This window comes from Flavobacterium caeni (assembly GCF_900101895.1).
GTDB classification, from domain to species: Bacteria; Bacteroidota; Bacteroidia; order Flavobacteriales; family Flavobacteriaceae; genus Flavobacterium; species Flavobacterium caeni.
Window position 1 is genome coordinate 146,934 of the sequence record NZ_FMVF01000006.1, and the last position, 13,319, is coordinate 160,252.

The 13,319-nt window shown below is 50.3% G+C and carries 10 protein-coding genes; 1 reads left to right on the forward strand and 9 read right to left on the reverse strand.

The genetic code is table 11. The annotated features are described in order from the left end of the window. Nucleotides 1-69: 69 nt before the first annotated feature. Together BLP55_RS07545 and BLP55_RS07550 are read right to left on the reverse strand one after the other, a co-directional pair. Nucleotides 70-1,005: a mevalonate kinase family protein gene (locus BLP55_RS07545; protein WP_091141730.1), complete on the reverse strand. Its 936-nt coding sequence runs from the start codon at nucleotides 1,003-1,005 to the stop codon at nucleotides 70-72. A gap of 64 nt (nucleotides 1,006-1,069) precedes the next feature. Beyond that, nucleotides 1,070-2,155 carry a diphosphomevalonate decarboxylase gene (locus BLP55_RS07550; RefSeq protein WP_170826818.1) on the reverse strand — a complete coding sequence of 362 codons (1,086 nt, stop codon included), beginning with the start codon at nucleotides 2,153-2,155 and terminating at the stop codon, nucleotides 1,070-1,072. A gap of 101 nt (nucleotides 2,156-2,256) precedes the next feature. Between BLP55_RS07550 and BLP55_RS07555 the strand changes: the two genes are divergently transcribed. Next, the gene (locus BLP55_RS07555) at nucleotides 2,257-2,733 is read left to right on the forward strand and encodes a TspO/MBR family protein (protein ID WP_091141732.1); all 477 of its coding nucleotides are present in this window, start codon (nucleotides 2,257-2,259) and stop codon (nucleotides 2,731-2,733) included. On the opposite strand, the gene BLP55_RS07560 is transcribed toward BLP55_RS07555, so the two are convergent. The 7 genes from BLP55_RS07560 to BLP55_RS07590 all read right to left on the reverse strand — a co-directional run bounded on the left by BLP55_RS07560 (nucleotide 2,730) and on the right by BLP55_RS07590 (nucleotide 12,761). Continuing rightward, the gene (locus BLP55_RS07560) at nucleotides 2,730-3,344 is read right to left on the reverse strand and encodes a hypothetical protein (RefSeq protein ID WP_139149623.1); all 615 of its coding nucleotides are present in this window, start codon (nucleotides 3,342-3,344) and stop codon (nucleotides 2,730-2,732) included. The genes BLP55_RS07555 and BLP55_RS07560 overlap by 4 nt on opposite strands. Nucleotides 3,345-3,397: 53 nt before the next feature. Next, on the reverse strand, nucleotides 3,398-4,732 hold the full coding sequence (locus BLP55_RS07565; RefSeq protein WP_091141734.1) for a choice-of-anchor L domain-containing protein: 1,335 nt from the start codon (nucleotides 4,730-4,732) through the stop codon (nucleotides 3,398-3,400). 140 nt (nucleotides 4,733-4,872) lie between these two features. Then, the gene (locus BLP55_RS07570) at nucleotides 4,873-6,084 is read right to left on the reverse strand and encodes a BaiN/RdsA family NAD(P)/FAD-dependent oxidoreductase (protein WP_091141735.1); all 1,212 of its coding nucleotides are present in this window, start codon (nucleotides 6,082-6,084) and stop codon (nucleotides 4,873-4,875) included. Further along, nucleotides 6,081-6,764, reverse strand: a complete 684-nt coding sequence (locus tag BLP55_RS07575; protein ID WP_091141736.1) for a glycerophosphodiester phosphodiesterase — start codon at nucleotides 6,762-6,764, stop codon at nucleotides 6,081-6,083. The genes BLP55_RS07570 and BLP55_RS07575 overlap by 4 nt, the downstream gene beginning before the upstream one ends. A 38-nt stretch (nucleotides 6,765-6,802) precedes the next feature. Continuing rightward, a complete protein-coding gene (locus BLP55_RS07580; protein WP_091141737.1) occupies nucleotides 6,803-8,458 on the reverse strand; it encodes an alpha-amylase family glycosyl hydrolase in 1,656 nt (551 codons plus the stop codon). Beyond that, on the reverse strand, nucleotides 8,458-10,830 hold the full coding sequence (locus BLP55_RS07585; protein WP_091141738.1) for a glycoside hydrolase family 31 protein: 2,373 nt from the start codon (nucleotides 10,828-10,830) through the stop codon (nucleotides 8,458-8,460). Before BLP55_RS07585 ends, BLP55_RS07580 begins: the two co-directional genes overlap by 1 nt. A 98-nt stretch (nucleotides 10,831-10,928) precedes the next feature. Continuing rightward, nucleotides 10,929-12,761 carry a glycoside hydrolase family 13 protein gene (locus BLP55_RS07590; RefSeq protein WP_091141805.1) on the reverse strand — a complete coding sequence of 611 codons (1,833 nt, stop codon included), beginning with the start codon at nucleotides 12,759-12,761 and terminating at the stop codon, nucleotides 10,929-10,931. Between the last annotated feature and the right edge of the window lie 558 nt (nucleotides 12,762-13,319).

The following is a 13,319-nucleotide window of genomic DNA, read 5'->3' on the forward strand; positions in this document are numbered from 1 at the left end:
CGAGGCGCAGCCGAACTGAACGATGCGCAGCGAGTTAATTTGGCCCCGATGTTTCGGGATGGAATTTTCCTAAAATTGATAAACGACTTCCAGTTTGTAATCTTTCAACGCTGCCTTGGCCTTGTCCAGGTCCTCGGTAAAGCCCAAGATATAACCGCCACCGCCCGAACCGCACAACTTAAGGTAATAGTCGTCGGTGTCGATGCCTTTTTGCCATACGCCGTGAAAGGCCTCTGGGATCATCGGCTTGAAATGGTTGAGTACCACCTTCGACAACTTCTTGGTGTTCGAAAACAACGATTGTACATCGCCGCCCAAGAAATTCTCTACGCATGCGTCGGTATATTTGACGAATTGGTTCTTCAGCATCGCGCGAAACCCTTTGTCCTTGAGGTTTTCCATAAAGATGTTGACCATGGGGGCGGTTTCGCCCACAATGCCCGAATCGAGCAAAAACACCGCGCCCTTGCCTTGGCGCTGCGCCGGGATGCCTGTGGCCTCGATGTGGTCTTTGGAATTGATCAAAATCGGGATGCTCAAATAGCTGTTGAGCGGATCAAGCCCCGAACTTTTGCCGTGGAAAAACGATTCCATGTGCGCAAAAATGTTCTTGAGTTGCAGCAGTTTTTCGCGCGTGAGGTTTTCGAGAACGGTGATCTTGTTGGTCGCATACTTGTCGTAAATCGCCGCCACCAGCGCGCCGCTCGACCCAACGCCATAACCTTGCGGGATGCTCGAATCGAAATACATGCCGCCGTCTACATCTTGGCGCAAGTTTTCCAAATCGAACGTCACCAAATCGGGATGGTCTTTTTGCAGCTTCTCGAGATAGGCCACGAAACGGCCCAAACTGGCATTCGATTTGATTGCTTGTTCGTTCGGGTTTTCGGCCTTTTTGAGCGCGCCGTTGTAAAAGTTATAGGGAATGGACAATCCTTTGGAGTCCTTGATGATTCCGTATTCGCCAAACAGGAGAATTTTCGAGTAGAATAACGGTCCTTTCATCTGTTGTTTTGGGTTGTTGAAAATCTAACGCTTAAGACGTTGATTTATGGGGTAAAGTTACAATTTAATTTGATAGAAATGCGCTTCCGTTCCCAATTTCATCGCAAATATACTGACCATTCTGACAATATGCAACCAGTTCTTCCTTAATGAATTGTAAAACTTTTTCGGTATCGTTTTCGGGATAAAGCACATGCACATTCGCGCCGGCATCGAGCGTAAAGCATACCGGGATTTTGGTTTCGCTGCGGAACTTCCAAATTTTGTTGATGATTTCGAGCGTGTTGGGCTTCATCAAAATAAAATAAGGCCTAGACGTGAGCATCATCGCATGCAGCGTCAACGCCTCGCTTTCGACGATTTCCACAAACGATTCGAGGTCGCCGTTTTGCAAAACCGAGGCAATCTTGGCCAGATTTTCATGCGCCTGCGCAAACCGTCTTTCGGCAAACGGATGCCCGTGCATCAAATCGTGGCCCACGGTGCTCGATACTTGTTTTTCGCCCTTGTCGACGAGCAAAATGGTGTCCTGGTAGCGTTTAAAATTTTCGTGGATTGGGTGCGGAAATTCAACGCCATATTCATCCGAACTGCCTGCAACGGCTTGGTTTTCGCCCCAAACAACTACCTGGCCCTTGACGCTTCGGCAAGCACTTCCCGAACCCAAACGCGCGAGGAAGGATGCTTTTTGGTTAAAATAAGCGTCGGTCATTTCGGGAAAAATCAACCGTTCCAGGCCCATCAAATTGACCGCAAGCGCCGCCATGCCCGAGGCCGATGAAGCGATGCCCGACGAGTGCGGGAACGTATTGCGTGTATCGATCTTAAAATGGTAATCCTTCAAAAACGGCATATAACTTTCGATGCGTTCGAAGAATTTTTGGATTTTCGGCTTGAAATCTTCCTTGGGTTGGCCCTCGAAAAGCAAATCGAACGAGAAGCGACCGTCGGTTTGTTTTTTTGTAAAAGCCAGCGTGGTGACGGTTTTGCAATGGTTGAGTGTAAAACTCACCGACGGGTTGGCCGGAATCTGACCCGGTTTCTTGCCCCAATACTTGACCAACGCAATGTTACTGGGTGCGCTCCAGGTAAATTGCCCCGATTCGGGAAGTTGTTCGTAACCAGCGGGAATGAATTTTTGGGCCGTCATTGCAAAATTTTGACGCAAAGATAGTCTTTTTAGGATGATAGAATTGATGGTTTATTTGTAGGTTTGACGTTTAAAAATTTACTTACATTTGAAACAAAAAAATGAACAGGATACTCAAAATATTGATTTTTGTCGCTACCTGCCTGGGTGTAGGATTCATCGCCAGTTTTGCCACGCAACAGAGCATCGACACCTGGTATCCGACGTTGCAAAAACCGTCGTTCAACCCGCCCAACGAAGTCTTTCCGGCGGTTTGGACCTTTTTGTACATTTTGATGGGCGCCGCAGCGGGTAGGGTTTGGGACCGCATCGACTTCGAGCCAAAACCCGTGAAGAGCGCTTTGTTGTTTTTTTGGATCCAGCTCGCGCTGAACGGTCTTTGGTCCGTCCTGTTTTTCTATTTCCAGAATCCGTTTCTGGCGTTGGTCGAAATCGTGTTGCTGTGGCTCATCATCTACGAAACCTATGTAAAGTTCAAGACCATCGACAGGATTGCGGGTTGGCTTTTTGTTCCGTATCTTTTTTGGGTGGCATTCGCCGCGGTGCTTAACGCCAGCCTTTGGTGGCTCAACCGTTAGTTCTTGAGCATCACAAAATAGTCCCATTCGGCTGGGTTACCCACGCCTACACTTGGCGTATACAAAAACACATGCACCGTGCCGTTCGGGTTGCTTGCGCGGAATTGCGCCACGACCTGCAAATGATCTACCGCGTTCCAAATGGCCTGGTACGGCATGGGTTCGGGATAATACGCAAATTGGGTGTATTGAACCGTTTCGATCGAAGTGGGCATGGGTACAGGACTGGCGATCGTCGCGAACGATCCCGCCGGATTCAATCCCGCCGGAAAGGTCATTTGGCCTGTTCCCATCCAAATGATCGTACCCGCAAACAGCATTTCATTGGTTTCGGCATAGCGCAACGTCACGCCGCCAAAATCGCCCGGCGGATCGTAGTCGGATGCAATCGCAAAGGTTTCAGCACTCTGGTAAAACAGTTTTTTCCCGCCTTCGAATACATGCGTTTCAAAATCAACCTGGAGCATCAGCACCTGATTGGCCACGGTATTGTTTTTTGGATTGGCAGGCCGTGCCTCGGTTGTTTGCAAGGCTTCGGCAGATGTTGTGTCGTCGGCAGAACACCCTGCAAGCGCCATCAGCCCAAGCAAGAAGAGAAATGGTGTTTTCATAACTTTAAGTATTTGGTGTTCAGACAATAAAGTTACGAAATGGTTGCAAAAAATCAGTCGAGAATGAGTTTTTTAACGCTTCGGTGTCCTTGTTCGGTTTCTATGGTAACGGTGTAGAATCCGCGGGTCAGTTGCGTCACATCCATGGTGATTTGATTCATTGCTTCGATCATCATGCGATTGACCATTTTACCCGAGACGTCATGCAACGTCACAGACGTTATTTTTTCACCGGCAGACTTGATCTCCATAATGGTTTTCGCTGGATTCGGCGCCAAAGCAAAATCGTCTTTTTCGAATCTCTCCGTAGCCAATCCTCCTTCGATGCAATTGACCATGCCGCCGAACAATTCCGTGCCTTGTGCGCCCTGGCCCGCGGGTTTGTGGTAAATGATCTGGTGGAACGGATTCTCGACGGTCACGCCAATTTCTTCAGGATCCGTGCCAAAGGCACCCCAAATCAATTGAAAAGGCTGGTCATGGCACAGCGGTACCTGGAATTCAAAGGTCTGGTTGGTCGTGTTCAGCGGATCATCGAGTATTTCGACTGTCGTCGCACCTTGAATGACAAACATGGCGTTGCCGTTAAGCCCATCGCCACCGTTGTCGGTCAGCGTAAAGGTATAGATGCATTGGTCCTGCAGTTCACATTCGCCCGTGTTTGCGCCACCGGTATCAAATGTATTCGATTTGAAGAAAATCGCCGAGTCGAACGCATTGTCGGCCACATTGGCCACCGCCAGTTTGAGGTGGTAGGTTTGGCCCTGTTGCAAAGCGTGGCTGACGGCCAGTTCCGTCGTAAAGCCGTCATACTGTATGCTGGTGTTTACGGCAGGCGTCGTGCCTGTACCGTTGTTGACATAAAAAGCGCAATACTCGCAAGGGCCGCTGTTGGTGATGCCGTTGTTGAGGTTGTTGGTGTTGACAGGGATGCTTGTACCGGGCACCAACGCCAGGTTCTTGGCATTGTTTGTAAACGTGCCCTCGACGCCAGGGCCGCTCAGGAAAATGCCCACCGCATCATGGAATGCCGTGTTGGCCCATTCGGGGTATTCCTCCGAAGCAAATACATAGGAAAGACTTAGTTGCGCGCCTTGCGCAATAAAGTCGAACTCCAAACAAGCGGTATTCTGGACGGTGTGTATCGTAAGCATATCCAAATCAGGGTCGCCGCTGTAGAAAGGCAATACCGGTAACGCAGCGTCATCCTGGTTGTTGGGGCCCAATGCCACCGCGGTATTTCCGGTGGCCAGCACAATGCCATCGACAAGACCAAGGTTGGTGGGGTTGAACCCCGTAGTGAAAAGCGAGGCCCGGGGGCTTACGACGTTCGCATTGGCGTTGCTTCCGTTGAATTTACATTGGAAATCTGTTCGTTCAAACCACAAAGTGTGGTGAGCATCTCGGCAGGTGTAACCTGCGAACTGACAACCAGTTGCGCATGCGCGGCGCAAAAAGTCGTTAAGAATACAGCGAGGAGTATTTTTCGGATCATCAGTCGGGAATTTGACGCCAAGTTATCAATTTATTACGAATAAATATGGTCGGCCAAAATAAACCCACCCGTCCACGCATTTTGAAAGTTAAACCCGCCCGTGATTGCGTCGATGTTGAGGATTTCGCCCGCAAAATAAAGGTCGTCGTGCAGCTTGCTTTGCATCGTCTTGAAATTGATTTCCTTGAGATCGATGCCGCCCGCGGTGACAAATTCTTCCTTAAACGTACTTTTTCCGTTCACCTGAAAAGTGGCTTGCGTGAGTTCGAGCGCTAGTTTCTGGATTTGCGTCTTCGACAAATCGGCCCACTTGGTTTCTGGCCCGATTCCCGCCGCCAGGACAATGCTTTCCCACAAACGTTGCACAAGTTCGAATGGCGACTTTTTGGCCACCGTTTTCTTGGCGTGTTCCAACTTGAGTTCGCGCAGCTGTTCTTCGACTTCGGTCGCGGTGTAATCCTTGAGCCAGTTGACCGCGATCTGGAATTGGTATTTTTTGTCGAACAATTCGCGAGCGCCCCATGCCGACAGTTTCAAAATCGCCGGTCCGCTCATGCCCCAGTGCGTAATCAGCAACGGTCCGACCGATTTGAGTTTGGAATCTTTTACGGTCACCGAAACATCGGCCGAAACGCCAGGCAAATCCTTGATGCGCACGTCCTTGATGTTGAACGTGAACAGCGACGGCACGGGCGAAACAACCGAATGCCCGAGGGTTTCCATAAGTTGCCACACCTTGGGATTGCTCCCTGTGGCCACAATCAGTTTTTGGCAGGCAAACGTTTCGCTTTGGGTGTCTATTTTCCAATGTTTTTCAGATTTAAAAATCGATTGTACGCTGCGGCCCTTGAGTACTTCGATTCCTAGTTTTTGCGTGGCCGATAAAAAACAGTCGATGATGGTGTACGACGAATCGGTCACGGGAAACATCCTTCCGTCGTTTTCGATTTTGAGTTCAACGCCGTGTTTTTCAAACCATTCGATCGTATCACCCGACGCAAACTGATGGAACGGCCCGCGCAATTCCTTTTCGCCGCGCGGGTAATTTTTCGCGAGTTCGTTCGGAATGAACTGCGCATGCGTCACATTGCAACGTCCGCCGCCCGAGATGCGCACCTTTTCGAGCACCTCCTTGCCGCGTTCGAGGATTGCGATTTTTACCTTCGGATTTTTCTCGACAATGTTGATCGCCGTAAAAAAACCCGCCGCGCCGCCGCCGATGATAAGGATGTCGTATGTTTTCATAACCTGTCGGGAAAATCAGTAATGATGCCGTCTACACCCAACGATGTGACCCGGTGCAAGTCTTCGAATTCGTTGACGGTCCAGGTGTAGACTTTGACGTTTTGCGTCTGCATGCGCGCCACATTTTCGTCGGTGAGCAAGTGAAAGTACGGATGGATCGTCTCGGCGTTGATGACTTTGGCGAATGCGATGGCCAAATCCAGATCGGTGCTCGTGAGCACGCCCAGCGGGATTTCGGCATGCAGCGCGCGTACCTTTTCGAGTGCGAGCCAATCGAACGACGAAATCAAAAAGTCGCTGTATTGCCAGCCTTTTTCGAGCACGTATTTTTCGATCAAAAGCACCACGGGTTCGGCCGTTTCAAATACTTTGAGTTCGATGTTGACCAACACTTTTCGGTCGACCAAATCGAATACTTCCGAAAGCGTCGGGATTTCGAATTGAAAATCGATCCGATGCGTCTTCAACACGGCCAGCGGTTGTTGTTTGACCGCACCTTTTCCGTCGGTTGTGCGGTCGATGGTCTCGTCGTGCATCACGATCACTTGCCCATCGGCACTCAAATGCACGTCGAGTTCGATGCCGTTGGCGCCCAAATCGATGGCCTTTTGGAAGCTCGCGAGCGTATTTTCGGGCAAATGTCCTTTGGCGCCGCGGTGTCCGATGTTCGCTGTTTTCATGCGACAAAAATAAAAAACGCCCCGAAAGGCGTTTGGTTTTATTTGACTTGTTCGAGCAATACGGTCGAAAATTCGGTGTCGATGATCACGAGTCCTTTTTCGGACGTGGCCAGTTTTCCCGAATAGGCGTCGCGCAGCTTGGTGCCGTCCCGGAACACCGATTTGACGGTGATGATCTTGCGGCCCACAGGCAAGTCGAGCCCCACGATTACCCGGTCCAGGTAGTCGTCCTTGACAAAGCCACGACTGAAAACATAAGGGCTGGCTTCGATTTGTTTGTGCACGCCAGCGCCCACGCTCGGGTGGTTTTTGCGGAATTGCCCCAGCTTTTGCCAGTGTTCCAGTATGCGTTGTTTGTCTTTGTTCGCGGCCAGTTCGTCCCAATTCATGAACGAACGCAGCGTGGCATCGCCTTCGGTGCCTTCGACCACGAGCGAGCGCCCGGTCTCGTCGCCATAATACACTTGCGAAACGCCCGGCGATAGGAGCAATTTGGTGCCGCTTTCGATGCTTTTTTCGCGTTTGGCGTCAAACGGCGTCCCGTCGTCGTGCGAAGAAAGGTAGTTCAGTACGCTAAAGTCTTCGAGCTCGGTATTGAGTTTGGTCGAATATTTCGAGAAAATGTATTCGTATTCGCGTTGTGCGTCCCATTTGAATTCGAAGTTGATCATGCTGTTGAAGCCGTGGGCAAAATAGTTGACCTTTTTGTCGCCAAAGTCAAAATTTTTGCCCGCCGACACACCGTAGTTGTACACTTCGGCAATCGTATAAAATTTGTTGTCGTCTAAAACTTTCGACGGATTGGCCTTTTTCCAGGCGGCAAACGACCATTCGCATTGGGTCTTGAATTCGCCCCAAACGCCTTCCTCGGTGTGTTTGACCGTATCGGCGCGGTAACCGTCGATCCCGAACTCGGTGATGTAATCGGTCAGCCATTTGATGATGTAATATTTGGGCGCGCGCGGATACCCCGTTCTTTTGAAAAATGCATCAAGCGACGCGATTTCGGCATCGTATCGGCCTTCTTTTTTCCATTTTTCGATCAAAAAGGCTGGGAGTTCGACATTTTGCGTGCTTTCGGTCAAAATGTCGGGCAGGTTCTTGACCAGCGTACAGGCCGTGGTCGTCTCGAACGTTTTGTGGTCGCACTGCGGCCCGGTGCGTACCCAATCCGACGGCCAAACCGTATCGACGTCGGTGACCGGTCCGGTGTGGTTGATCACGGCGTCGAGCAAAATCCGGATGCCGTGCGCGTGCGCTTTTTCGACGAGTTCCTTCAAATCGGCCTTGGTCCCGAAATTCGGGTCGAGCGCCGTCCAATCGCGGGTCCAATACCCGTGGAACCCGTACGAGAATCCCGTGCCTTCGTCTACGCCGCCGTGGATTTGCTCGACGATGGGCGTAAACCAAATCGCGTTGATACCGAGTTGGTCAAAATAACCGTCGTCGATTTTTTGGATGATGCCGCGCAGATCGCCGCCTTCAAAACCGCGCAATTTCCCAGGTTTCTTGGTACGGTCAAAGTTGACATCGTTCGATTTGTCGCCGTTGTTAAAACGATCGGTCATCAAAAAATACAGGTTGGCACCTTCCCAAACAAAGGGCGTTTTGGATTTTTTTGGGGCATTTTGTGCGTTCATCGGCAAAGTCAAGCAGGCTAGTGTAAGCAGGATCAGTGATTTGAATTGGTTCATCAGCGTTCTATTTTAATGTCTTTTGTAGTTCCTTTTTCGAGAAAAACTGGGATTTCTAGCGAATTGTCCGCGACTTTAAAAGTAACGTTTTTTCCGTTAACCGATACTTTTTTAGCCGACGAAAGGTTGTGCACGATCAGGTTGATATGTTTGTCCTGCACTTTGGCGTCCTTCTGCACGCGGTTGGCCACCGAGATGAGGATGACATTGGCTTTCGGCGTACACGAAAAATTCACGGTTTCCGATTGGTTTTTGCGCGACGCATCAGGTGTTTGCCCATCGTCGTGGTACAGCGTGAAAGTGCGCATCGGCTTGGTTGGATCCCAATAGAAGTGCATGTCGAAGCGACTGAGTGTATAGGCCGATGTGTTTTGTATCGTTGCAATCATCGGCACAAAGGCATTGCTCCGCACAAATGTCGGGATGTGGTCTGCCGTTACCTTGACCGACTCGGTTCGTCCGCCGCCAAAAAGATGCCCGGTGTAAAAATCGAACCAATTGCTGCCCTTCGGGAAATAGATGGTTTCTTGCGCGACACCAGGCTTGACGATCGGATGCACCAAAAACGCATCGCCCCACAAATAGGTGCTGCTGTCGTTGTACAAAGCAGTATTGTTGGGCTCTTCGAAAAACATCGGACGCATGAGCGGCGCTCCCGACACCGCGTTTTCATACGCAATCGAGTAGTTGTACGGCAACAATTGGTAGCGCAATTCAACCTGTTTCTTGGCGGCGGCTTTGGTTACGATGTCTTTGTAGACGGGCTCTGGCGCAACATCGTCGTGCGCGTGCGGACGGAAAATCGGTTGGAATACGCCGTATTGCAACCAGCGCAAATAGAGTTCGTTGTCGAAATAATCGCCGGCAAATCCGCCCAAATCCGAGTGCATGAAGCCAATGCCCTGCAAGCCCATGCCAAGTGAAATCTCAGGCTGCGATTGCAAACCATTCCAGCTACGCGACACATCGCCGCTCCACGGCACCATGCCGTAGCGTTGCGAGCCCGAATAACCGGCGCGCATCAGGATGAACGGACGCACGTTCGGGAAGTCTTTTTGGTAGCCTTCGAACACCATTTTGGCCCAGTTGTGCCCGTAGATGTTGTGCACTTCGCTCGCTTTTCCTTTGGCGGTAATCACTTTTGATGGGAACGCTTCGGGTTCGCCCAAATCGCCCCACCAGCCGCCAACACCTTGGTTCGCGAGGTTTTTGTAGATATTCCAGAACCAGGTTTTGCCTTCGGGTTTGAACACATCGACGATGCCGCCGTTGCCGAAATAGAAATCGAAGATGGCAGATTTGCCCGATTTTTCGGTCGCGAGTACCTTTTTCGCATCGGCTTCCTGCCATTTGGACGAAGTCGTGAGGATGAACGGCTCGGTAATCAGGATCGTTTTGATGTTTTTGGCGTTGAGGTCGGCCATCATTTTTTCTGGGTTCGAGAATGTTTCGCGGTCCCATTCGAGGTTGCCGAGCGTGCCTTGGATTTTCTTTCCGAACCAATACAGATCGAGGATGATCGCATCGACCGGAATCTGGTCTTGTTCAAATTTCTTGATCGTTTTTTCGACCTGGTCTTGGTCATGATATCCGAATCGGCTCGCAAAATTGCCGAATGCCCAACGCGGCAACAGCGGTTGCGTACCCGTGAGCTGCGTGTAGTTTTGGATCAAATCTTCCCAACGGTCGCCCGCGATGACTTGATAGGTCTTGCGTCCCGACGACGGTTGGTAGGCGAGGGTGTTGTTTTTTTGGCTGTCCAAATCGAGTTCGGCGAGCGACGCATTGTCGAAATGCACCGCATAAATCTTCGAAGACAGCACCATCGGAATCGAAAAATTGAGCAATTCAGATCGGTCGCCATAGCCATAATGCGCCTGGTTGCGCAGCTTGAGTTTGTTGCCGCGGCGGTTGAGCCCAAGGGCACGTGCGCCGCCGCCATACAAGGCTTCGGTGGCGTCGAGGTTGAAATCGAGCGTTTGGGTCGAATCTTTTTTGGTGTAGCCGTTTTTCTCGGAAAGCAACGTTTTGCCTTTGTAATTGTAGGCGATCTGGAACGGCGATTTCGTTATCTTGACGTTGATACCCGACGTATTCAAAACGATTTGGTTACCGTAATCCTTGACTTTTGCAAGTCCCGATTTGGGAACCAAAACAACGGCGTGTGATTCGGGATTGAGCACTTCGTCGTTGGGAACAAATGCCGTTTCGACAATCGATTCCGAATACGGTTTGATGACGTATTTGCCATCGGAAACAGTGATTTCGAGTTGGTTTTTGTTGGCTTTGAACGAGACGAATTTGCGTTCGGAATTCTGAGCCCACGTTGCAATGTGGACCGAACACAGTAATAAAATGAGAAGTTTCTTCATGCACGGATTTTTTTAGCCCCGATGGCAGCCGGCATCCTTTTGTTCCGCTTCTTTAGCGGACAAAAGATAAAGGCGAACAGCGGGATTAGCTCCTAAAATTAATTCAATTCCAAAATATAAGCCGACTTGGCTTCGATCGAAACATCGTTCTTCAAATCGACGGTTTTGCCCGAAATGACGTCCTTGCCCGATTTGAAATTCCCGATGCTCTCGGCAAAACGGCTCGTCTTGAACGTACGCGCCTCATTGCTGTTGTTTAAAACCACCATCACCGATTTTTGGTCGTCGTAACGGAAATACACATACACGTTGTCCTGCGGCAAATACTGCTTGGTTTTGCCCTTGTGGATCACACCCGCCGATTTTCTCCAGTTGAACAACTTGCTCGAAAAGTCGAAAAATTGCTTTTGCTGCGCGTCGCGTCCAACCGACGTAAAGGCGTTGTTGGCATCGCCGTTCCAGCCGCCCGGGAAGTCGTGGCGGATGTCCGGATCGCCTTTGGCCTTGTCGCCTGCCATCCCGATTTCTGAGCCGTAGTAGATTTGCGGAATCCCGCGGACGGTGGCAATCAAACTCATCGCGAGCTGGTATTTCTTGAAGTCGTTTTTGTAGACTTCGTTGAGGCGGTTGGTGTCGTGGTTTTCGGCAAACACCAAAATGTTGTCGATGTCCGGGTACAAAAAGTCGTTCGTGAAATTGTCGTAGAATTTGACCGCGCCTTTGTCCCATTCGCCTTTGTCTTCGTTCAGGGCCGACATCATCGCGCCCTGCAGCGTAAAATCCATGACGCTCGGCAGGTGCGAATTGTAGCTTTGCAACGCGCCGATTTTCGAATCTTTTTGCCAATAGGCCATTTGCGCCTGGTCGTTCATCCAGACCTCGCCGGTGATGTTAAAGTGCGGATATTCGTCCATGATGGCTTTGGTCCATTCGGATATGCCTTTTTTGTCGCAGTAAGAATACGTATCGACGCGGAAACCGTCCAAATCGGCATATTCAATCCACCAAATCGCGTTTTGGATCAGGTATTTGTTGACGAGCGGATTGGCCTGGTTCAAATCGGGCATCGATTGCACGAACCAACCGTCGACGCAGTATTTGTGATCGATATCAGCCGCGTTTGGATCGAATTGCGTGGCCATGCGGTAGTTCGATTGCGCGTAGCCCGGAAATTGGTGGATCCAATCGTACGTTGGCAAATCCTTGACCATCCAATGCTCGGATCCCCAATGATTCGTGACGTAATCGAGAATCAACTTCATGTCGCGCTTATGTAATTCCGATGAAAGTCTCAAATAATCCTCGTTCGTTCCATATCTTGGATCGATGCGGTACACATCCGATTGCGCATAACCGTGGTACGAACCGCGCGGGGCGTTGTCCTCGCAAAGCGGCGTGTTCCAAATGGCCGTCGCGCCCAATTCCTTGATATAATCGAGGTTTTTGATGATGCCTTCGATGTCGCCGCCGTGACGCGAACCGGGTTTGGAGCGGTCTGCTTTTTCCGCCGAATCTGCAGTCGAGTCGTTGCCGGGATTGCCGTTGGCGAAACGGTCGGGCATGATGAGGTAAATCAAATCTGACGAGTCGAAACCTTTGCGCAGCGCTGAATCTTTTTTGCGGCTTTTGAGCGAATAGTTCTTCGTGAACGCAACTTTGTTTTTGTTCTTGAAGGAAAACGTCAAATCTGACGCGGGAACGTTTTTGGTGTCGATCGTGACGAAAACGTAGTTGGGGTTTTGGGTTTTTTGGACGCCGGTGATGACGACGTTGTTGGTGACCGATACGTCGTATTGGGCGATGTTTTTGCCGTAGAACATGATTTGGAGTTCGGGGTTTTGCATGCCGGCGTACCAGAAAGGAGGTTCGGTTTTTTGCAGTTGCGCGACTGCGGACGCGGAGATTAATAGAAGGAAGATTAGTTTTTTCATATTATAGGATTGTGTTGTTAGGAGCTGTTTCCCGCTTTTCACTGCAATCTTTTTGCGGCTCCACTGCGTTGCGCCGCAAAAAGGATTTCCGTTGCAATCGGGGCTAGGGATTTGCAGTTTTGTTTGAACGTTTTTCAAAACTGGACGTTTTGGAATTCTAAGAACATTTCGCCGGCGGCGGGCCTACTTTTAGCTCACCAAAATAATATTTGTTTTTGGTGTTCGCTGAACCTCGTCCCTCGGTTTGTCTCGCAACAAAAGTAGCAAAAGTGCGTAGGCGCAGACCTTTCGGCGACCAGCCAAGTTTTCGATGGCGAAAACAAATTAACTCGGCTGCGCCTCAAACAGAATTTGTTTTTTGCGCCCTCTTCAAACGGCTGGTACCCGCCTGCAAGGTCGATGCGCCGGCCTCACGTTGAAGCATTGTCTAAAATAGAACGTTTATCGTCCGCTTTGTGCGTTCGTCTGACGCGCTTGGAACACCGTCGTGGCTAGAACGAATTTACCCGCCGACGACGTCTTACGACAAACGTCCCAAGCGAAACGACTCGTCCAACT

What these genes read in the sequence shown, in the direction of transcription:
- BLP55_RS07545 (WP_091141730.1), bottom strand. Translation starts at nt 1,005, where the DNA reads ATGAAAGGACCGTTATTCTACTCGAAAATTCTCCTGTTTGGCGAATAC.
- BLP55_RS07550 (WP_170826818.1), bottom strand. Translation starts at nt 2,155, where the DNA reads ATGACGGCCCAAAAATTCATTCCCGCTGGTTACGAACAACTTCCCGAA.
- BLP55_RS07555 (WP_091141732.1), top strand. Translation starts at nt 2,257, where the DNA reads ATGAACAGGATACTCAAAATATTGATTTTTGTCGCTACCTGCCTGGGT.
- BLP55_RS07560 (WP_139149623.1), bottom strand. Translation starts at nt 3,344, where the DNA reads ATGAAAACACCATTTCTCTTCTTGCTTGGGCTGATGGCGCTTGCAGGG.
- BLP55_RS07570 (WP_091141735.1), bottom strand. Translation starts at nt 6,084, where the DNA reads ATGAAAACATACGACATCCTTATCATCGGCGGCGGCGCGGCGGGTTTT.
- BLP55_RS07575 (WP_091141736.1), bottom strand. Translation starts at nt 6,764, where the DNA reads ATGAAAACAGCGAACATCGGACACCGCGGCGCCAAAGGACATTTGCCC.
- BLP55_RS07580 (WP_091141737.1), bottom strand. Translation starts at nt 8,458, where the DNA reads ATGAACCAATTCAAATCACTGATCCTGCTTACACTAGCCTGCTTGACT.
- BLP55_RS07585 (WP_091141738.1), bottom strand. Translation starts at nt 10,830, where the DNA reads ATGAAGAAACTTCTCATTTTATTACTGTGTTCGGTCCACATTGCAACG.
- BLP55_RS07590 (WP_091141805.1), bottom strand. Translation starts at nt 12,761, where the DNA reads ATGAAAAAACTAATCTTCCTTCTATTAATCTCCGCGTCCGCAGTCGCG.